The sequence below is a fragment of the Corallococcus sp. AB011P genome, from assembly GCF_003611605.1.
GTDB classification, from domain to species: domain Bacteria; phylum Myxococcota; class Myxococcia; order Myxococcales; family Myxococcaceae; genus Corallococcus; species Corallococcus coralloides.
Map to the genome: position 1 here is coordinate 33,648 of NZ_RAVX01000023.1, position 20,286 is coordinate 53,933.

The window sequence follows — 20,286 nt, forward strand, 5'->3', positions numbered from 1 at the left end:
CTACCCTCCGAACGCCGCGAAGCGCGCCAGGCCCCGCCGCCAGACAGTCAAGGACACCACGCCCAGGCCCAGCACCCACGTCCACTGCGCCCCGAGCAGCGCCCACGCGTCCTTCGCGGAATGAGCCCCCGTCATCAGCTCCACCGGCAGCCCCATCTGGTAGCGGAACGGCAGCCACTCCATGACCGTGCGCACGCCGGGCGGGAAGAACTCCACCGGGAACATGTACCCGGAGCAGACGAAGAACAGCACCATGTAGACTTCCATCAGCTTCTGGCTGCTCTCCAGGAACAGGCTCAGCGTGCCCAGCAGCACGTTCAGATAGAACGTGATGAGCCACGCGCCCGTGATGCCCAGCGCGAACAGCCCCCAGCCGCCCAGCGACGTGGGCACGGCGTGCTCGGTGCCCGCCGCCCACAGGCTGATGCCCAGCACGGGCAGGACGATGGCGACGCGCAGCGGGATGCCCGCCAGCACCTCCGTCGCGTACGACAGCAGCGGGGAGATGGGCCGCAAGAGCCGCATCGCCAGCGTGCCCTGCTTCACCTCGTAGCTGACCAGCCACGCCACCCAGGAGCTGGTCATCTGCCGCACGCAGAAGGCCGCGAGGAAGTAGCCCGTGAACTCCGCCTGCCCGAAGCGGCCCACCGGCCCGCCTCGCGCCACCGCCGACCACAGGGCCAGCATGATGAGCGGCATGGTGGTGGCCAGCACCCAGATGATCATCTCCGCGCGGTAGGCCACCGCCTCGGAGAAGCCGATGCGCAGCATCGTGGGCAGCGCCTTGAGGGCCGTGCGCAGGCTCACGCCGTCACCGCCTCCCGGGCGGCCTCCGCCCGGCGGGCCTTGCCCTCCTGGAACAGCTCGCTCATCACCTCTTCCAGGGGCGCGTTCTCCACCGTCAGGTCCGTCACCGGCAACGTGGACAGCGCGCGGCCCACCGTGGCGTTCACCGCGTCCTGCTGCACCTGGAGCACCGCCGAGCCCGGCTCGTGCGACACCACCTTGCCCAGCGCCGTCAACAGGGCCGCGTCCACCGGCTGGCCCAGCCGAAGCACCACGCGCTTCTCCGGGCGCACGCGCTGCACCAGCGCGTCCAGGCTGCCGTCGTAGGACAGCTGCCCCTTGTCGATGACGATGACGCGCGGACAGAGCGCCGCCACGTCGTCCATGTAGTGGCTGGTCAGGATGAGCGTGGCGCCCGTCTGCTCGTTGTAGGCCTTGATGAACGCGCGCATCGTCACCTGCATGGACACGTCCAGGCCGATGGTGGGCTCGTCCAGGAAGAGCACCCGGGGGCGGTGGATGAGGGCCGCGGCCAGCTCGCACTTCATCCGCTCCCCCAGGCTGAGCTGCCGCGTGGGCTTGCCGATGAGGTCCCCCAGCTCCAGGAGCGACACCAGCTCATCCAGCGTCTGCTTGTACTGGAGGCGGGGCACGTCGTAGATGGCGCGGTTGAGTTCGAACGTCTCCGACGGCGGCAAATCCCACAGGAGCTGCTGCTTCTGCCCCATCACCAGCATGATCTTCTTGAGGAACGCCTCTTCGCGCAGCCGGGGCACGCGGCCATCCACGGTGACTTCACCCTCGGACGGGTGGAGCAGGCCGGCGAGCACCTTGAGCGTCGTCGTCTTGCCCGCGCCGTTGGGGCCCAGGAAGCCCACGCGCTCCCCGGGCTTGATGTCGAAGGAGATACCGTCCACGGCCTTGACGGTCGTGTAGCTACGGTGGACGAGCGAGCGCAGGGCCGCCTTCAGGCCAGGCGGGCGCTTGTGGACCTGATAGTGCTTGCGCAGTCCGCGGACGGAAATCATGGCGGGATGGGTTTAACGCGGTCGCCTCCGGGTGGCGACCCCTGATGTGAAGGCAACGATGAGCAACGCATACAGCAAGGACCTGGAGCGATGGCTGCCCCGGCTCATCTCCGTGTGGCGCGCGTCCCGGGGGCGGGAGGACGGGCCGGAAGGCCGCCTCACGCCGCAGGAGGTCAAGGAGGTGGGCGCGGGCGTGAAGCAGCTGTCCCACGGCCTCACCCGCGAGCGCCAGCTGGCCGGCGCCCGGTACATGGACGACCCGCGCCTCCTGGGCGCCTACCTCCTCTTCTACTGGCCGGTGTCCTACGCCCAGGCGCGCCAGGTGCTGGGCGAGCTGCCGAACCGCCCCCGGCAGGTGCTGGACCTGGGCAGCGGCCCGGGCCCCGTGGCCTTCGCGGCCATGGACGCGGGCGCCAGTGAAGTGACCGCGGCGGACCGCAGCAAGCCGGCGCTGAACCTGGCACGCGAGCTGGCCACCGAGGCCGGTGAGGCCATGGCCACGCGCGAGTGGGATCCGATGAAGAAGAACGCCACGCTGCCGGAGGGCCAGTACGACCTCATCACGATGGGGCACGTCGTGAATGAGCTGTACGGCGCGACGGACGAAGCGCTGAAGCCGCGCGCGGCGCTGCTGGAGTCGGTGCTCGCGAAGGTGAAGAAGGGCGGCAGCCTGCTGGTGATGGAGCCCGCGCTGCGCGAGACGAGCCGCAACCTGCTCAAGGTGCGCGACCTGATGGTGGAGCGCGGCTACGCCATCCGCGCGCCGTGCATGTATCGCGGCGCGTGCCCCGCGCTGGTGAAGGAGACGGACTGGTGCCACGCCGAGCGCGCGTGGCCCATGCCCCGCGTGGTGGAGGAGCTGGCGCGCGTGGCGGGCTTCCACAAGGAATCGCTCAAGATGAGCTACCTGCTGCTGGCGCCCAAGGGCGAGCCGTGGCCGGAGCCGCCGCCGGGCCGGCTGTTCCGCATCGTCAGCGAGTCGCTGGAGGGCAAGGGCCGCCAGCGCTACATCGGCTGCGGGCCGGAGGGGCGCGTGGGCCTGGCGATGCAGGAGCGCCACCGCTCGGAGAAGAACGAGAAGTTCTTCCACCTCCAGCGCGGAGACGTCATCGAAGCGACGGACCTGGAGACGAAGGGCGACGGCTTCGCGCTCGGGGAGAACGCCGAGGTGCGCATGGTGGCCCAGGCCGGACGCGGCGTGCCTCCCGCGCCCAAGCCGCCGGAACCTCCGAAGCCCTGAGCGGAGACGACCAGGGCACGGCGGCCACTCCGTAGAGGGATTGCAGTCCTTCCCCCCGGAGGCCCCGTGCCCCGCAGTCGCTTCACGCTGCTCGTCCCCTCTCCTCCGGCGCGGCCCACGCGGACGACAAGGCCTGGCCGCTCCGGCGTGAAATTTTCCAGGAGCGTGATGGCGGCACGCATCAGCGCGGCACCACCGTCGAAGGAGGACCGTGGCGACTCGTTCTCGGGCTGACGTGGTATTTCTGAACGGCTCGCCCCGGGGGCGCCGTCTGTTGTTAGGTTGCGCGGCACCTCATTCCCAAGGAAGGAACCCCGTGCCCGCACCCACGCCGCTGCGCACGCTCTATCCCCCCATCGAGCCCTACCGCACCGGCCAGCTGAAGGTCACCGGGGGCCACTCGCTGTACTTCGAGGAGAGCGGCAACCCGAAGGGCAAGCCCGCGGTGTTCGTGCACGGTGGCCCGGGCGGCGGCACCGACCCGAAGCAGCGCCGCTTCTTCGACCCCAGCGTGTACCGCATCATCCTCTTTGATCAGCGCGGCTGTGGCCGCAGCACGCCGCACGCCAGCCTGGAGCAGAACACCACCTGGGACCTGGTGGCGGACATGGAGCGGCTGCGCGAGCACCTGGACCTGGAGCGCTGGATGCTCTTCGGCGGCTCGTGGGGCAGCACCCTGTCGCTCGCGTACGCGGAGGCCCACCCGGAGCGCGTCACGGAGCTGGTGCTGCGCGGCATCTTCCTGTTGCGCAAGCAGGAGATCGACTGGTTCTACCAGCGCGGCGCGGGCGCGATGTTCCCGGACGCGTGGGAGCAATTCCTCGCGCCCATCCCCGAGGACGAGCGCGGCGACCTGCTCCAGGCCTACGCGAAGCGGCTGATGGGCGACGACAAGCATTCGCAGCAGGAGGCCGCGAAGGCGTGGAGCGTGTGGGAGGGCCGCACCAGCTGCCTGTACCCCAACGCGGAGCTCATCGCGCGCAACGCGGGCGACGACTTCGCCATCGCCTTCGCGCGCATCGAGTGCCACTACTTCCTCAACCGGGGCTTCCTGCGCACGGACACCCAGCTGCTGGACGACGTGCACCGCATCCGCCACATCCCCGCCGTCATCGTGCAGGGCCGCTATGACGTCGTGTGCCCGCCGGAGAGCGCGTGGGCCCTGCACCGCGCGTGGCCGGAGGCCCAGTTCGTGATGGTGCCGGACGCGGGCCACTCCGCCAACGAGCCCGGCAACACCTCCGCCCTCATCGAGGCCACGGACCGCTTCCGCGGCCTGTAGCGCACGTGGCCACGGGCCCTCCAGGCTCGTGGCCACGTCCTCGCGGCACGACGCCACTCCCGCTCAGCCGCGAGGGCTCAGCGACTTCGCCAGCTCCTCATAGAGGTGGATGGCGGAGCGGATGGCCTTCTCCCAGTCGCCCAGGTGCAGGCTCTCGTTCTCCGAGTGGGCGTACGTGTACGGATCCTCCACGCCGATGAGCAGCGCGGGCACGCCGCCCAGCTCCTTCGCGAACGGCTCCACGAACGGAATGGATCCACCGCACCCGATGGTGACCGGCTTCTTCGCGTAGCCCTTCTCCAGCGCGCGGAACGCCGCCTGGAACGCCGGGTGCGACGAATCCGTGTACCACCAGCCGGACGCCTGGTCCTCGCGGATCTCCAGCTCCAGGCCCCACGGACACACCTTCTTCAGGTGCGCCACCAGCCGGCGCTGCACGTCCTCCGGATCCATGTCCGGCACCACGCGGATGCCCACGCGCGCCCACGCGGACTCCACGACGATGTTGCGCGCGTCCTTGCGGCTGCTGGCCTGGATGGCGTTGATGGCCAGGCTCGGCTGGCGCCAGTTCGTCTCCCAGGGGTGCCGCCCACCGCCCAACATCTGCACGCCCTCGCGCAGGCCCACCTGCTCGCGGAAGGTCGCGTCGTCACCGGGCAGCGCCTGGATGCTCTGGCGCTCCGCGTCCGTCAGCGGCTTCACCTGCTCCATCACGCCCTCAATCGCGATGGAGCCATCCGCGTGCGTCAGCGACGCCAGCATCCGGCACAGCGCCATCGCCGGATCCGGAATGGGCCCGCCCCACATGCCGGAGTGCACCGCCTGATGCAGCCCCCGCACCTCCACGTCCACCGTCACCAGCCCGCGCAGCGCCGTGGTGATGGACGGCAGGCCCGTGTCGAAGTTCGTCGTGTCCGTCAACACGATGGCGTCCGCCGCCACCAGCTTCGCGTGCTTCTGGAGAAATGCACCCAGGTGGTCACTGCCCGCCTCCTCCTCGCCCTCGATGATGACCTTCACATTGAGTGGGAGTTGGCCGGTGCTCTTGAGCCATGCGTCCACGGCGGAGGTGTGCACGACGATGCCCGCCTTGTCGTCCGCCGCGCCGCGTCCGTACAGGCGGCCGTCGCGCTCCTCGGGCTCGAAGGGCGGGCTCTTCCAGGCCGCTTCGTCTCCCGCGGGCTGCACGTCGTGGTGCGCGTAGAGGAGGAGCGTGGGGCGGCCCGGCGCCTTGAGCACCTCGCCATAGACATACGGGTGCGCGCCCTCGATTTCGAGCAGCTGAACGTTTTCAAATCCACGGTCCTTCAACAGGGCCGCGGTGGCCTCCGCGCTCTTGCGCACGAGGCCCGCGTCGAACCCGGGAAAGGACACACTGGGAATGCGTACGAGGGCCTTGAGGTCCTCCAGGTACGCGGCCTTGTGGGATTCGAAATGGGACAGCGCGGGATTGGTGGACATGCCCACCCCTTAACCCAAAAGGCGAGCAGGCACGTGGGATGCGCGCGCCCAAACGTCGCGCGTCTTATGTATCCTGCCACCCATGCCTGGACTACCTACCCTGCTGTTGGTGGATGACGACAGCTTCGTGCGCCGCATCCTCAAGGACGTCATCGCGGACACGGGGATCGACCTGCGGCTGCTGGAGGCCGCGGACGGGGAGGAAGGGCTGGCGCTGGCGGAGAAGGAGCAGCCGGCGGTGATGTTCCTGGACCTCTTCATGCCGAAGAAGAGCGGGCTGGAGGTGCTGGGCGCCATCAAGAGTGTTTCGCCGGAGACGCGCGTCCTGGTCATCAGCAGCATGGACGCGGAGCCGGTGGTGGAGCAGGCCATCGCCGCGGGGGCGATGGGCTTCGTGGGCAAGCCCTTCCATCCCCTGGAGATCGCCGCCGCCGTACGCCAGGCGCTCGCGTCCTGATTCCACCGAGGTCCCCGTGTCGTCATCCGTTGTCGGTTACTGGGTGGGAGATTCGCTCGGCCGCGTGCTGGGCCCCCTCCAGCTGCAAGCCTTCCGCGACCTCATCTCCTCGGGTCGCCTGAAGACGGCCGTGCGCGCGTCGCGCGACGGCACGAACTGGGTCGCGCTCCAGGAGCTCCCGGAGGTGCGCGACCTGTTCACCACCGCGGCGCCCACGTCCTCCCTCGAAAACCAGCAGGCCGAGCGCCTGCGCAATCAGCTGCGCGGCCTGCTGCACCTGCCGCCGCACGAGGTGTTCGGGCTCAAGCCGCAGGCGTCGCTCGATGAGTTCCGGCTCGCCTTCTTCCGCATGGCGAAGCGCTTCTCACCGGAGCACCTGTCGCCGGATCTTCATCCGGAGCTGCGCAAGGTCTCCGTTGAGATCTTCGACTTCCTCTCGCGGCGGATCCGCGAGGCGGAGACGCTCTTCCTCCAGGGCGCGATGCATCCGCCCGCGCCCCCGCCGCCCCGGGTGGACATGAGCGGCACGATGCCGTCCGCGCCGCTGCCGCTGAGCGGAACCGCGGTGCCCGCGCGTCCGCCACCGGTGATGACGCCGCAGGCCGCCGCGATTCCGCCGACGCCTGTTCCGGGTTCCCTCACGCGTCCGGTGGCCGCCGCGATTCCACCGACGCCCGCGCCGGGCAGCATGACGCGTCCGGTGGCCGCCGCGATTCCACCGACGCCGGTGCCGGGCAGCATGACGCGTCCGGTGGCCGCCTCCATTCCGCCCACGCCCGCGCCGGGCAGCATGACGCGTCCGGTGGCCGCCTCCATTCCGCCCACGCCCGCGCCGGGCAGCATGACGCGTCCGGTGGCCGCCTCCATTCCGCCCACGCCCGCGCCGGGCAGCATGACGCGTCCGGTGGTTCCGCCCGCGCCGCCCCGGCCGCCTCCGGTGATGACGCCCACGACGCGTCCGGTGACGCCGCCGCCGCCCACGCCGGCTCCCGCGCCGCCGCCGCCCGCGCCCGTCCGGCGCCCCATGGCCGCCCCCGCGCCCTCGTATTCGAGCGCCGAGTTCGTGGGCCTGGAGCGCCGGTCGGATGACCGGCTCCACGCGGACGTGAAGGTGTCGATGAAGAACACGGGCATCTTCACCGACCACCGCATCATCAACCTGTCGTCGGGCGGCCTGTTCATCGGCACGGACCGACCGCTGCGGCTGGGGACGCAGGTGGAGCTGACCCTGCGCTTCGATGATCCGGAGCGCGTGATGACCCTGCGCAGCTCCGTCATCTGGGAGAACTCCCTGGACGACGGCAAGAACCCCCGCGGCTACGGATTGCGCCTGAGCTCGCTGCGCGCGGAAGAGCGGGACTTCATCCAGCAGTACGTCCGCCGCCCCAAGAAGCCCTGACAGGTTCCCGGGCGGGTGGCTTTCGCTCGGGGATCAGAACAACTGGCCCAGGAAGACCGCGCTCATCGCCACGAAGGCGACCCACACGACCATGACGGACTTCAACTCCAGGTCCCGGCGGTCCAACTCGTTCGCGAAGTTCATGGTGTTTCCTCCAGTGCTCAACGCCTTCATCCCTTCCTACGGCGCACCCGCGCGGCGATTGCCTCCGGGCCGCCGTTCCCCTGGAACGAAAGGGCGGCGATGAGCGTCTCCGGCCCGCCCGGCACGCTGGATGGCCTGCTGCCCGCGCTGCCGGTGCCGCTGTTCGTGATTCGCGGCGACCGGCTGGTGTTCACCAACACCGCGCTGCGCACGCTGCTGGGCCTGCGAGAGGACGAACTGCCGTCGCTGCTGGAGCTCGCCGCGCACTTCGGGCCGGAGGAGCGCTCCTGGGTGGAGCCCCTGTGCGAAGCGCTGATGCGCGGCGAGCAGCCCACCCCGGTGCGGCCCGCCTGGGTGCGCGTGCGCGGCGCGGACGGAAGCCAGCACGTGCTGTCGCCTGTCACCGCGCCGGGCCGCGTGCCGGAGGAGCAGCTCGTGCTGCTGCTGGACGCGGAGGGCGGGGACGCGGTGCGCACGCTGTCCACCATGCTGGTGGCCACCGCGGCGGAGCTCCTGCGCTGCCGCGATGAGGGCGCGGTGCTGGAGCTGGCGGTGGACTCCCTGCACCGCCAGGGCTTCTACGTCTCCGTGATGCTGCTGGAGGGGGACTTCCTGCGCCACGGGCCCATGCGCCAGGAGGCGGAGAGCCTGGCCGCGGCGTCGCGGCTGTACGGGCAGGACGTGCACGCGGTGCGCTTCCCTCGCTCGGGGATGCCGCACCTGGAAGAGGTGCTCACGAGCCGCAGGGCGGTGTTCCATCCGGACGCGTTCAGCATGGCGCGGCGGCTGCACTCACCGGAGGTGGCGGACACCATCCAGCGCATCTACCCGCCGGGCTCACGCGCATTGGACGCGCCCATCTTCGTGGGGGACGAGCCCTTTGGCGTGCTGGCGGTGCAGTCCACCACGCTGACGCCCGCGAACGCGGGAGCGCTGGAGCTGTTCGCGCAGTTGATTGGCGGCGCGCTGGAGAACGTGCGGCACCACCGCGCGGCGGAGGCGCGGCTCGCGGAGGTGTCCCGCCTGCAGAACGAGCTCATCGCCAGCGAGCGGCTGACGGCGCTGGGCGAGGCGGCGGGCGTCGTGGCCCATGAGGTCCGCAACCCCCTGGGCGCCATCCTCAACACGGTGGCGGTGCTCAAGCGCGAACCCCGCCTGGGGCCCGCGGGCGCCTCCGCGGTGGAGATGCTGGAGGAGGAGGCCATCCGGCTGGAGGACATCGTGCGCGACCTGCTGGACGCGGTGCGCCCGCTGGAGCCCCGGCCGCGCCCCGTGTCGCTGGGCGAGCTGGTGCACCGCGCGCTCGCGCAGCTGCTCCACGGCCGGGAGGAGCTGCCCAAGCCGCGCGTGGCGTTCGACGAGGCGCCGGACGTGCCGGAGCTGTCCGGAGACGAGACGCTGTTGCAGCTGGCCGTCACGCACCTGATGCGCAACGCCATCCAGGCCTCGCCGCGCGGAGGCACGGTGCGCGTGGAGGTGCGCCGCGTGCCGGAGGGTGTCTCGCTGAGCGCGGAGGACGAGGGCCCGGGCATCGCCGGGTTGGATCCGCAGCGCGTCTTCGAGCCCTTCTTCCTCACCCGCGCCAACGGCCGCGGCCTGGGCCTGGCCATCGTGCGGCGCGTGGTGCTCGCGCACGGAGGCAAGGTGCGCGCGGGCGCGCGTCCCGAGGGCGGCGCGCGCTTCGAGCTGGTGCTGCCGCTCTAGCTCAAGCGCCCGATAGCACCAGCAGACAGCGCAGGCCGCCGTTCTTCACCGGGAGCTGCCGCGCGCCCTTCAGCCCCAGCGTCGCCACCAGCTTCGGATCCTCGGGGACGATGAGCGCCTTGCGCCAGTCGCGGAACGCGCCGTTCAACGTCGCGCCCAGCGCGCGGTAGAGGTCCGGCAGGTCCTCCGTTTCGCCCACGCGCTTGCCGTAGGGCGGGTTGGCCACCACGAGCCCGGGGGCGTCCGGCGGGGCCTTCAGCGAGCGCAGGTCATGCCGCTCCAGCGTGAGCGTCACGCCCGCGCGTCTGGCATTGCGCCGCGCCGTGCCCAGCGCCCCCGCGTTGAGGTCGTATCCGCGCATGGGCGCGCGAGGCTCCGCCAGCCCCTCGGCTTCCGCTTCCGCGCGGCGGTGCGCCCAGGCGGCCTTGTCGAAGGACGGGAAGGACTGGAACGCGAACGTGCGCAGCAGGCCCGGCGCGCGGCGCTGGGACAGCCAGGCGCCCTCCACCAGGAACGTGCCCGAGCCGCACATCGGATCCACCAGCGGCACGTCCCCCGCGTAGCCCGCGAGCCGGAGGATGCCCGCGGCCAGCGTCTCGCGCAGGGGCGCGCGCCCCACCTCCTGCCGGTAGCCGCGCTGGTACAGGGGAGAACCGGACGTGTCCACGCTCACCGTCCAGCGCTCTCCTTCGCCGCGCACCAGCAGCGTGAGCCCCGGCCCCCCACCCTCCTCGTCCAGGTGTCCCGCGACCGTCACCTCGCACGGGTCCCAGGCCACGGCCGCGGACTCCAGCACCACGGCCGGCCCCGGGGCCACGGAGCGGTGCAGCGTCACCGACAGCCGCAGCGGCACCTTGCCGTCCCAGACGTCCGCCATGGGCAGCGCTTGCAGCCCCTGCACCAGCGCGTCCGCGGTGGGCGCCGTGAAGGTGCCCAGGCGCAGGAGCACGCGGCTCGCGGTGCGCAGGTGCAGGTTCGCCGTCTGGTGCAGGCCCACCGGGCCCTCGCACTCGATGCCGCCCTCCGCGCGCCGGAAGGACAGCCCCCGCTCGCGCGCCTCTGATTCCAGCGCGGGCTCCAGGCCCGGCAGCGTGGACACGTAGATGGTTTCGCCCGTCCGGGCCCGAGCGTCCGTCACGCCGACCGCGTCCGTGCGGAGGAACCCGCGTCCATGGCGGCCTGCTCCAGCGCGCGCTCCATCTGGTTCAGGTCATACGGCTTGGGCAGCAGCACCACACGCTCCAGCGCCTGACCGTCCTCCGCCGCCACCGCGCGCGAGTCTCCGGAGGCAATGATGATTCGCAGGGCTGGATACAGCCGCACGGCCTCGCGCGCCAGCACCACGCCGGACTTGCCCGGCAGCGTCACGTCCGTGAAGAGCAGGTCGAAGGCCTCCTTCGCCAGCGCCTCGCTCGCCGCCTCCGCGCTCTCCACCGCGAGCACGGTGTGCCCCAGGTCCGTCATCAGCTCGGACGCGGACTCGCGGATGTCCGCGTCGTCCTCCACCAGGAGGATGCGCAGCGCGCCCTTCGACGGCGCCTCGGCGGGCGCGGGCGTGGGCGCGCGGTACGGCTTCGCCGCCAGCCGCTGTTCGCGTCCGCGCAGGAGCGCGCGGATCTTCCGCGCCAGGTCCTCGCGCCGGTACGGCTTGGACAAGAGGCTCACGCCGGGGTCCAACCGGCCGCCGTGCACGATGGCGTTCTCCGTGTAACCGGACGTGAAGAGCACCTCGAGGTCCGGCAGGTGCGCCTTCGCCTGCCGCGCCAGCTCCGGGCTGCGCACCGGCCCCGGCATCACCACGTCCGTGAAGAGCAGGTCCACCGGCAGGCCGCTCTGGATGACCGCGAGCGCGCTCTGGCCGTCGTGCGCCTTGAGCACGCGATAGCCCAGCTCCGTGAGCACCTCCACCACCGTGGCGCGCACCGCGGCGTCGTCCTCCACCACGAGGATGGTCTCCGTGCCGCCCTCCACCTGCCCCGGTCCAGGCTCCGCCGGCTGCACCGCCGCCTGGAAGGTGCGCGGCAGGTAGATCTTGATGGACGTGCCGTGGCCCAGCTCGCTGTAGATTTTGACGTGGCCGCCGGACTGCTTCACGAAGCCATACACCATGCTCAGCCCCAGGCCCGTGCCGCGCCCTTCCGGCTTCGTGGTGAAGAACGGCTCGAACGCGCGCTCCATCACCTCCTGCGTCATGCCGGAGCCCGTGTCGGAGATGGCCAGCAGCACGTACTGCCCCGCCGTCACCTCCGGGTGCAGCATCGCGTAGTGGTCATCCAGCATCGCGTTGCCCGCTTCGATGGTCAGCCTGCCCCGGCCGTCCATGGCGTCGCGCGCGTTGATGGCCAGGTTGAGGATGACGTTCTCCAACTGGTTGCGGTCCACGGACGTGTTCCACAGCCCGCCCGCGATGACCGTCTCCACCTCCACGTCCTCGCCCAGGGCGCGGCGCAACAGGTCGTCCATGTCGCGCACCAGCCGGCCCAGGTTGAGCGCCGTGGGCGCCAGGGGCTGCCTGCGCGCGAACGCGAGCAGCTGCGACGCCAGCCGCGCCCCGCGCTCCACCGCGCCCAGCGCCGTCTCCAGGCGCCGCTGCGCGCGCGAGTCACCCACCGTGTCGCGCTGGAGCAGCTGGAGATTCCCGCTCACCACCTGGAGCAGGTTGTTGAAGTCATGCGCCACGCCACCGGTGAGCTTGCCCACCGCCTCCATCTTCTGCGCCTGGAGCAGCGCGGCCTCAGCCTGCCGGCGCTCCGCCTCGCTCTCCTCCAGCGCCCGCGTGCGCTCGCGCACCAGTACCTCCAGATGGTCGCGGTGGCGCGCGAGCTCGTCCTCCGCCCGCTTCTGCGCCGTCATGTCGTGGCCCTGGACGAAGATGCCGGAGACGCTGCCGTCCGCCTCGATGACGGGCTGGTAGACGAAGTCCAGGAAGGCCTCCACCAGCGGCCCCCCGGGCTCGCGCTGCAGGTGCAGCCCCATGTTGTGCCCGACGAAGGGCTCGCCCGTCGTGAACACCCGGTCCAAGAGCTCGAAGAAGCCCTGCCCTGCCACCTCCGGCAGGGCCTCCCGCACCGTCTTGCCCAGCAGGTCCCGGTGTCCCACGAGCTGGAGGTAGGAGCGGTTGGCCAGCTCGAACACGTGCTCGGGCCCCTTCAGCGAACACATGAAGCCCGGCGCCTGTTCGAACAGGCGCCGCAGGTGCCGGCGCTCGTCGTCCAGCACCCGGTTGGCCTCCTGCACCGCCTGCGCGCGCGCGAGCACCCCGCCCATCAACTGCGTCCGGGGCCCTCCGTCCTGTGACACCTCCGCGTCACGCACGGCCTGCTTGAGCTGATGAAGCTCCGTCACGTCCATCGTGTGCTGGAGGATGAAGGCCACCTCGCCCCGCCCGTCCAGGAGGGGCGTGTGCGTGGCGCTCCAGTAGCGCTCCTCCACCACGACGCCCGCGTCCGTCTGGCGGGGCACCCGGTAGGGAATGATGGCCAGCGTGTCCGGCACCCGCTCCGTCAGCACGCGGAAGAACGAGTCGCGCAGCATCCGTGAGCTGGCGTTGTTCGGGTCGTCCGGGTCGTGCGGGAACGCCTCGAAGAGGGTGCGTCCGACCAGGTTCTCCAGCCGGCTGGCGGTCACCCGCAGGTAGGCCGTGTTCGCCGTGACGTACCGGAGCTCCCGGTCCACCAGCATGTAGGGATTGGGCGACAGCTCGAAGAGCTTCTGGAAGTCGAAGGGTGCCTGCATCCATTCAAGGGGAGGTCCAGCAACCTCCCCGCCTTTCCTGGGGCCGCCGCGAATGCGGAAAGGGGTTCCCGTCCAGTGTACGGACATCCCCCTCCATCGCACCCGCCAAAAGGCCTGGGGCCCCCGTCTTCACGAACGCCAGGCCTCCCCGGGGGCAGCCTTCTGGGCACCACTCAACACAAGCCGCTCCCAGCCACCCATTGGACCCGCCACATCCGTCCTGGCTGTAAGATTGAGCGGGTCTTTCAGACCTCATAATTACCATGGTATGAGACTATTACCGCCAAGGCGGTGTAGTCCCACATGAACCGGGGTGTGCGGCAGGGGGTCGCCTTGGACGGGGGAGGAAACGACCTCCCGGCCTTCCGCCAGAGCGCTCGCACCCGGCAGGAGGTCTGTCCCCAGATGCTTGCCGTTCCAGAACCGTTGTCGCTGGATGACTCGGAAGCGGTCACCTCCCGTGCGTTTGACCGTCGTGCCTTGACGGCGTCGGTGAGGGAGCTGTCGTTGGTGACCAACGCGCGCGGCCTGTGGGCGGTGGCGCGCCAATGGCTCATCATCGCGCTGTCGGTAGCGTTCGTGGTGCAGGTGGACCGGTGGTGGGCGTGGGTGCTGGCCGCGGTGGTCATCTCCTCGCGGCAGCACGCGCTCCTGAGCCTGGTGCACGAAGCCTCGCACTACCACCTGCTCACGAACCGCAAGACCAATGACGTGCTGGCGGACCTGCTGTGCGCGTTCCCCATGAACATCACCACGGAGGGCTACCGCAAGGAGCACGCGGAGCATCACCGCTACGTCAACACGGAGAAGGACCCGTACTGGCGCACGGCGCAGCGCGACCACGCGTGGATGTTCCCTCGCACGCGCTGGGGCACTGCGCTGGTGCTGTTGGGGGACATGGTGGGCATCTTCACCCTGTCCCATTTGCGCATCATGATTCCCTGGTCCTATACGGGCCGCGCGCTGGGCAAGGGCGGCTCGCCGCCGTCCCGCGCGGAGCACCTCCGCTACGCGCTGTGGCTGACCGGCTTCATCACCTTCCTCACGCTCACGGGCGGCTGGCTCCACTACCTGCTCCTGTGGTCCATCCCGTCGCTGACGCTGATGATGATGGCCTTCCGCATCCGCGCGGTGGTGGAGCACCCCTTCACCCCCGCCACCCCGGATGAGACGCACGAGACGCGGGACGTGGAGGCGGCCACCTGGTTCGAGCGCTTCTTCATCGCGCCCTTCAACGCCAGCTACCACCTGTCCCATCACCTCTTCCCGTCCGTGCCCTACTACCACCTGCCCGCGCTGCACGAGCGGCTCAAGCAGACGGACCTGTACCGCCCCGGGGAGAACCACTTCCAGACGTACCTGGGCGGGGAGAAGAGCGCGTGGAACTTCCTTACGTCGCTGGGCCGGAAGAATGGACGTGATACATTGCCTGTGAATGATTGAAGCTGGATGCATCACGGCCTGACTGGCTTTCCCCTGGAGGCGCCCCCGTGGCGCCTCCAGGCGTGGGAAGCGCCCGCACGTCCCAGCCGTCACCAGGCGCATTTCGCTCTGAAGCCAGACGCTCGCCACCCCGCTGATACAGCGGCCTGGCGTCCTCGCGACGTGCCGAAATAGCCCACCCCGAGGCTTGAACACAGACGAAGTTTCGCGGTGTTTCTTTGCCTGCGATTCGCCAGGTCCCCCCTCCCCCGCCCGCCAATTCCGGCGCGGCGACAGGGCGACCGGGGGCCCCCTGCCACGCGCCGCGAGCAGGGGGATGCGGTTCCCCCGGCCCCGCCCTTTTCACCTGGCCGCAGGAGAGAACTTGAGAAGGCAGCTCATTGGGTTCCTCGTGGCGTTGGGCGCCATGCACACCGGCTGCGGTGGCGCGCCGGACTTCACGTCCACCGCGGGTGACGACGACTCGCTGGGGATGTCCGGGGACGCGCTCGCGAGCGCGACCACGATGTTCGACGACGCGCTCGGCTCGGGCTGGCAGGACTGGTCCTGGGCGACGCACAGCCTCAGCGCGACCCGGCCCGTGTACGCGGGCACCCGCTCCATCTCCGCGACGTTCGGCCCCTGGACGGGCCTGTACTTCCACCACGCGGGTGTGCCCACCACGGGCCAAGGCTTCGTGGAGTTGCAGGTGAACCCCGGCGCGACGGCCAACCCCGCCATCGCGCTCTACGCGAGCGTGGGCGGCGTGGCGAAGCCGCCCGTGGCGCTCAACCCCACCTGTGCGGGCGGCACCATCAAGGCCAACGCGTGGACGCTGTGCCGCATGCCGCTGTCCACGCTGGGCGCGGCGAACACCACCCTGGATGGCCTGGTGGTGATGGAGAACGCGGGCCGCAAGCTGGCCACGATGTACTTCGACAACGTGCGCCTGGCGGCGAGCACCACCGCCCCTTCCGCGCCCACGGCCCTGAAGGCCACGGGCTCCACCACGGACGTGGCCCTCACCTGGGGCACGGTGACGGGCGCCACGGGCTACCACGCGTATCGCTCCACGTCGCAGACGGGCACGTACACGCGGCTCACCTCCACGGCGCTCACCGCGGCGTCCTACAAGGACACCAGTGCCGTCGCGGGCACGACGTACTGGTACGCCGTCACCGCGCTGAACGCGGCCGGTGAGAGCGCGAAGTCCACGGCGGTGTCCGGCAAGCGGACCTCCCCCACGGGCGTGAGCGTCAGCGTCACCCCCACCACCGCGACGCTGTCCCTGGGCGGCGTGCAGACCTTCACCGCGACGGTGACGGGCAGCACCAACACGGCCGTGACGTGGAGCGTCCTGGAAGGCTCCACGGGCGGCACCGTCACCTCCAGCGGCACGTACACCGCGCCCCGGACGGCGGGCACGTACCACGTCGTGGCCACGAGCAACGCGGACACGACGAAGAAGGCCACGGCGGACGTGGTGGTGACGGGCCCGGTGGGCACCACCAACAAGTGGGTGTCCGGCTACTACACGGGCTGGAACGCGGATGACTACCCGCCGGAGAAGGTGGACTTCAGCGCGCTCACGCACATCATGGTGGGCCGCGTGACGCCGAACACGGACGGCACGGTGGACGCCATCTTCGACAACTCGAATGGCTCCGCCATCGCGAAGACGCTCTCCACCCGCGCGCACGCGGCGGGGCGCAAGGCCATCATCATGGTGGGCGGCGCGGGCGAGCACGCCAACTGGGTGGGCGCGGCCTCTTCCGCCAACCGGGAGAAGTTCGTCCAGAACCTGCTCAAGACGATGGACGACCACGGCTACGACGGGCTCGACATCGACTGGGAGCCGGTGGAGGAGGTGGACAAGCCGAACCTGCTCGCGCTGGTGCAGCGGCTGCGTCAGGCGCGCCCCAACATGCTGCTGACGTTCCCCATCGGCTGGATCAACAACAACTTCGCCTCGGACGCGTCGCTCAAGTGGTACCCGCAGCTGGCCCAGTACCTGGACCAGGTGAACGTCATGTCCTACGAGATGATTGGCGTCTGGGGCGGTTGGGATTCGTGGTTCACGTCCGCGCTCAAGGGCGAGTCCGGCACCCACCCGACCTCCGTGGAGTCCAGCCTCAAGGCCTGGGTGGCCGCGGGCATCCCCAAGGAGAAGCTGGGCATGGGCATCCCGTTCTACGGCCTCGCGTGGCGGCACATCACCGGCCCGCGCCAGCCCTTCACGGACTGGTCCGACTACGTGGGCGGCGACAACTCCTTCACGTACAAGAAGATCCTCGCGCTCTCCAAGACGGGCAAGCTCCAGTGGGACGCGGCGGCGCAGGCCAACTACGTCACGTTCGACACGCCGGTGGAGGACGGGACGGTGCGCTGGATTACGTACGACGGTCCGGAGGCCATCCAGGCCAAGGGCCAGTACGCCAAGGCCAACGGCTACGGCGGCACCATCATCTGGACCATCAACCAGGGCTGCATCGACCGCGCGACGGGCGACAACCCGCTGCTCACCGAGGTCAAGAAGGCGTTCCTCCAGTAAGCGGGACGGCTTGAAGCCAGACGGCCGCGTGGGCACCCGCCCGCGCGGCCGTTTTTGTTCGCGGCGCTCAGGCGGAGGGCGGCACGGCGGAGGGCGGCGCAGTGGGAGCCACCGGATCCGGGCCGCCGGAATAGACGCCCTGGTATGCGGGCGGCAGCAGCGCGGCCACCCGGCGCATCATCGCGTCCACCAGCGCCTGGCGCGCGTCGGAGGAACCGGACACCTCCGGCTCCAGGTCCTCCATGCGGAAGGCGGGCCCGAAGGTCACGGTGACGTCGGCGTGGAAGAGCCGCTCGCCGCCCATGTCGGAGTCGTTGATGGGCATCAGCTTCTCCGTGCCCGTGAGCGCCACCGGGACAATGGGCACGCCCGCGCGCTTGGCGATGAGCCCCACGCCCTTCTTCGCCTGGAGCAGGCCGCCGGAGCGGCTGCGGCCCCCTTCCGGGAAGATGAGGACGGACTGGCCGCCCTTGAGCAGCTCCACGCAGCGGCGCAGCGCTTCGATATCCGGCGAGTTGGGCGTGATGTCGATGGTGTCCATCGTCTCCGCCGCCAGCCGGGTCATCACGGTGCCGTGCAGCTTCACGCCCGCCAGGAAGACGACGCGCCGGGGACGCAGCGCCCGGTAGAGCGTGAAGCCGTCCGCGTTGGACAGGTGGTTGCAGAGGAAGAGGCAGGGGCCGTCCGGCAGGTCCTTCAGGCCGTACACCTTCGCGTGGGACAGCCGGCCCCACACGCCATGCATCAGGCCGCGCACGACATGGCGGCGCAGTCCGTAGGGGAGCAGCGACATCAGGGCGAAGAGAAGTCGAAGCACGGGCCGGCCCACGTCCTTTCCGGATGCCCCTGGTCACCAGGGGGAGTGATGGCTGGACGTCCTTCTGGAAGATGTAGTCCTGCCCGGTGGGGTGGGTCAGCGGTCCTCCGGGAGCGCTGGCCCACTCGCCTGCCCTTTCGTCTTCCAGCCAACGAAGGGCCCCCCCCGTGGTCCGGGTGCGGAAGGGCGCGCCGCCCGCGAGCACGTCCGCGCGGCCCCGCACCCCGCGTGTTATGGGGAGCCGCATGAGCGCCGAAGCCACGCCCTCCCGAGCGAAGCGGCCCGTCGAGTACGAGGCCACCATCACCGACCTCCGGATGGAGACCCACGACACGGCGACGCTGTCGCTGGAGCTGGACACGAGCGCGGGGCCGCTCGACTACAAGGCAGGCCAGTTCATCAACATCGACCCGCACCAGTTCCGGTCGCTCGCGCAGCAGTGCGCGTACCTGCAGGAGCAGAAGGGGCGCAAGGAGCCGCCGCGCTCGTACTCGCTCGCCTCCGCGCCGCACGAGCGGCACGTGGCCATCACGGTGAAGGACGAGGAGTTCATCCCCGGCGTCACCCGCTACCCGCCGCTCCTGTCGCCCCTGCTGGTGCACGGGCGGCTGGTGGGCGCGAAGCTGAAGGTGACGGGCTTCATGGGGCCGTACGTGCTGCCGGACGACGTGACGGAGCGGGCGGACCACGTGCTGCATGTGGTGGCGGGCTCCGGCGCGGTGCCGAACTTCGCCATCGTGAAGGACGCGCTGCACCGCGGGCTGAAGCTGCGGCACACGTTCCTCGCGTCCAACAAGACGTGGGGGGACATCCTCTACCGCGAGGAGCTGGCCGCGCTGGAGCAGGCGGCGCCGGACCGGGTGCGGGTGGTGCACACGCTCACGCGTGAGACGGATGAGGCGAAGTACGGCCCCCAGGTGCGCAAGGGCCGCGTCGCGGAGGCACTCCTGCGCGAGCTGATTCCCGCGCCCGACACCTGCCTCGTGTACGTGTGTGGGCCCGCCATCACCCCGTGGGACCGGCGCAAGGCGCTGGAGACGCGCACGCCCGCCACGCCGCGCTTCATGGAGGCGGTGCTGGGCCACCTGCACGAGCTGGGCATCCCGGACAAGCGCATCAAGCGCGAGGCCTACGGCTGACGCATCAGTGCGTCGTGACGTCCACGGGAGGCAGCTGGTCGAGGAACGACAGCACGTGCTCGGCCGTCTCACGGGGCTTCTCCATCGGGAACAGGTGCGAGGCGAGCGGCAGCGTGTCCACCCGCGTGCGCTTCATCTCACGCTCCGCCCGCGCCAGCGCGTCGGGAAGCAGCGTGTCGGAGCGCTCGCCGCGCAGCACCAGCGTGGGCGCCATGTTGGCGCGGATGAGCTTCCACGGATCCGAGGGGAAGGTCTCGAAGATGCGGGCCTCCCACTCGCGCGGGAAGCGCAAGCGGAAGTCGCCCGCCTCCGTGGGCAGCAGCCCGTGCGTGATGTAGTCGCTGAAGCAGTCCGCGTCCCAGTCCTTGAACAGCTTGCGCTGGCGGTACGCGGTGGCCGCCTCCTCACGCGTCGCCCAGCGATCCCTCCGCCGCAGCGCGCCCTGTACGATGGCGGTTCGGTCCATGCGGCCCAGCAGCTTCATCAGGCGCAGCCCCCACAGCCGGGACCCGGTGATGAGCACGGGGTCCAACGCCACCACCGCGCGGAACAGCCCCGGGTTCGCGGCGGCGGCCATCAGCGTGCTCGTGCCGCCCACGCTGTGCCCCACGCCCAGCACGCCAGAGCGCCCCCGCGCCTTCAGCTCGCGCGCCAGGTCCTCGCCCAGCTCCTTCCAGGTCGTGAGCGCCTTCGGGTCCTGGCCCGGCACCAGCGGACGCATGCGCAGCGACACCACGTGGTAGCGGGTCGCGAGCCGCGTGAAGAGCTTCCGGTACGTCTCCGGAGGAAAACCGTTCGCGCAGGCGAAGTGCAGGAGCGGCCCGCTCCCACCCCAGTCATCCAGCTCCAAGGCCATGCCCCTTCCCATCAACACCCTCCACCGCGTCGCGGCGGAGGGACTTCACGGCTCGCCCCACTCGTATCCGGTGCCCTGACAGCCACCGGCCGGCCCCATCCCGGGACGAGACTCCGCACCCCGACATTCAGACACCGCGAACGCCGCCCTGGGTCCTGCCGCCGAGCCCGACCTCCGGCATTGACGTCATCCTGACCGGGACCCCTGACGTGCCCACGTCCTCCGACATCCTCCCGGAGGCTTCCTCAAGGAACCCGGCCCCCTG

General features: G+C 70.5%; 15 protein-coding genes. 8 read left to right on the forward strand and 7 right to left on the reverse strand.

What is annotated here, in order from left to right:
- Complete coding sequence (locus D7X30_RS35435; RefSeq protein ID WP_120567394.1) at positions 1-807, reverse strand: ABC-2 family transporter protein; 807 nt, start codon at positions 805-807, stop codon at positions 1-3.
- On the reverse strand, positions 804-1,814 hold the full coding sequence (locus tag D7X30_RS35440; protein WP_120567395.1) for an ATP-binding cassette domain-containing protein: 1,011 nt from the start codon (positions 1,812-1,814) through the stop codon (positions 804-806). The genes D7X30_RS35435 and D7X30_RS35440 overlap by 4 nt, the downstream gene beginning before the upstream one ends.
- Before the next feature lie 58 nt (positions 1,815-1,872).
- Here D7X30_RS35440 and D7X30_RS35445 point away from each other — a divergent pair, with 58 nt between their 5' ends.
- Positions 1,873-3,054 carry a small ribosomal subunit Rsm22 family protein gene (locus tag D7X30_RS35445; RefSeq protein WP_120567396.1) on the forward strand — a complete coding sequence of 394 codons (1,182 nt, stop codon included), beginning with the start codon at positions 1,873-1,875 and terminating at the stop codon, positions 3,052-3,054.
- Between the two features lie 316 nt (positions 3,055-3,370).
- Entirely contained in the window at positions 3,371-4,336 is a 966-nt protein-coding gene (gene pip / locus D7X30_RS35450; protein WP_120567397.1) for a prolyl aminopeptidase, read from the forward strand.
- A 63-nt stretch (positions 4,337-4,399) separates the two neighbouring features.
- Here pip and D7X30_RS35455 read toward each other — a convergent pair whose 3' ends face one another.
- Positions 4,400-5,797 (reverse strand): M20/M25/M40 family metallo-hydrolase, encoded by a 1,398-nt coding sequence (locus D7X30_RS35455; protein WP_199724638.1) that lies wholly within the window; start codon positions 5,795-5,797, stop codon positions 4,400-4,402.
- A gap of 82 nt (positions 5,798-5,879) precedes the next feature.
- Between D7X30_RS35455 and D7X30_RS35460 the strand changes: the two genes are divergently transcribed.
- The 3 genes from D7X30_RS35460 to D7X30_RS35470 all read left to right on the forward strand — a co-directional run bounded on the left by D7X30_RS35460 (position 5,880) and on the right by D7X30_RS35470 (position 9,501).
- Entirely contained in the window at positions 5,880-6,254 is a 375-nt protein-coding gene (locus D7X30_RS35460; protein ID WP_014399331.1) for a response regulator, read from the forward strand.
- Between the two features lie 16 nt (positions 6,255-6,270).
- Positions 6,271-7,653, forward strand: a complete 1,383-nt coding sequence (locus tag D7X30_RS35465) for a TIGR02266 family protein (protein ID WP_120567399.1) — start codon at positions 6,271-6,273, stop codon at positions 7,651-7,653.
- 243 nt (positions 7,654-7,896) lie between these two features.
- Positions 7,897-9,501 (forward strand): ATP-binding protein, encoded by a 1,605-nt coding sequence (locus D7X30_RS35470; protein ID WP_120567400.1) that lies wholly within the window; start codon positions 7,897-7,899, stop codon positions 9,499-9,501.
- Position 9,502: 1 nt separating this feature from the next.
- On the opposite strand, the gene D7X30_RS35475 is transcribed toward D7X30_RS35470, so the two are convergent.
- Both D7X30_RS35475 and D7X30_RS35480 read right to left on the reverse strand, forming a co-directional pair.
- Positions 9,503-10,639, reverse strand: coding sequence for a class I SAM-dependent RNA methyltransferase (locus tag D7X30_RS35475; RefSeq protein WP_120567401.1), 1,137 nt, complete (start codon positions 10,637-10,639; stop codon positions 9,503-9,505).
- Positions 10,636-13,236: a response regulator gene (locus tag D7X30_RS35480; RefSeq protein ID WP_120567402.1), complete on the reverse strand. Its 2,601-nt coding sequence runs from the start codon at positions 13,234-13,236 to the stop codon at positions 10,636-10,638. Before D7X30_RS35480 ends, D7X30_RS35475 begins: the two co-directional genes overlap by 4 nt.
- A gap of 405 nt (positions 13,237-13,641) precedes the next feature.
- Here D7X30_RS35480 and D7X30_RS35485 point away from each other — a divergent pair, with 405 nt between their 5' ends.
- Positions 13,642-14,679 carry a fatty acid desaturase family protein gene (locus tag D7X30_RS35485; protein ID WP_233591999.1) on the forward strand — a complete coding sequence of 346 codons (1,038 nt, stop codon included), beginning with the start codon at positions 13,642-13,644 and terminating at the stop codon, positions 14,677-14,679.
- Positions 14,680-15,043: 364 nt separating this feature from the next.
- On the forward strand, positions 15,044-17,209 hold the full coding sequence (locus D7X30_RS35490; RefSeq protein ID WP_120567403.1) for a glycosyl hydrolase family 18 protein: 2,166 nt from the start codon (positions 15,044-15,046) through the stop codon (positions 17,207-17,209).
- Positions 17,210-17,276: 67 nt separating this feature from the next.
- On the opposite strand, the gene D7X30_RS35495 is transcribed toward D7X30_RS35490, so the two are convergent.
- Positions 17,277-18,026, reverse strand: a complete 750-nt coding sequence (locus D7X30_RS35495) for a 1-acyl-sn-glycerol-3-phosphate acyltransferase (protein WP_120567472.1) — start codon at positions 18,024-18,026, stop codon at positions 17,277-17,279.
- 245 nt (positions 18,027-18,271) lie between these two features.
- Here D7X30_RS35495 and D7X30_RS35500 point away from each other — a divergent pair, with 245 nt between their 5' ends.
- Positions 18,272-19,165, forward strand: coding sequence for an oxidoreductase (locus D7X30_RS35500; protein ID WP_120567404.1), 894 nt, complete (start codon positions 18,272-18,274; stop codon positions 19,163-19,165).
- A 4-nt stretch (positions 19,166-19,169) separates the two neighbouring features.
- Here the strand turns inward: D7X30_RS35500 and D7X30_RS35505 are convergent, their stop codons facing one another.
- Positions 19,170-20,021 carry an alpha/beta fold hydrolase gene (locus D7X30_RS35505; RefSeq protein ID WP_233592000.1) on the reverse strand — a complete coding sequence of 284 codons (852 nt, stop codon included), beginning with the start codon at positions 20,019-20,021 and terminating at the stop codon, positions 19,170-19,172.
- Positions 20,022-20,286: the final 265 nt, after the last annotated feature.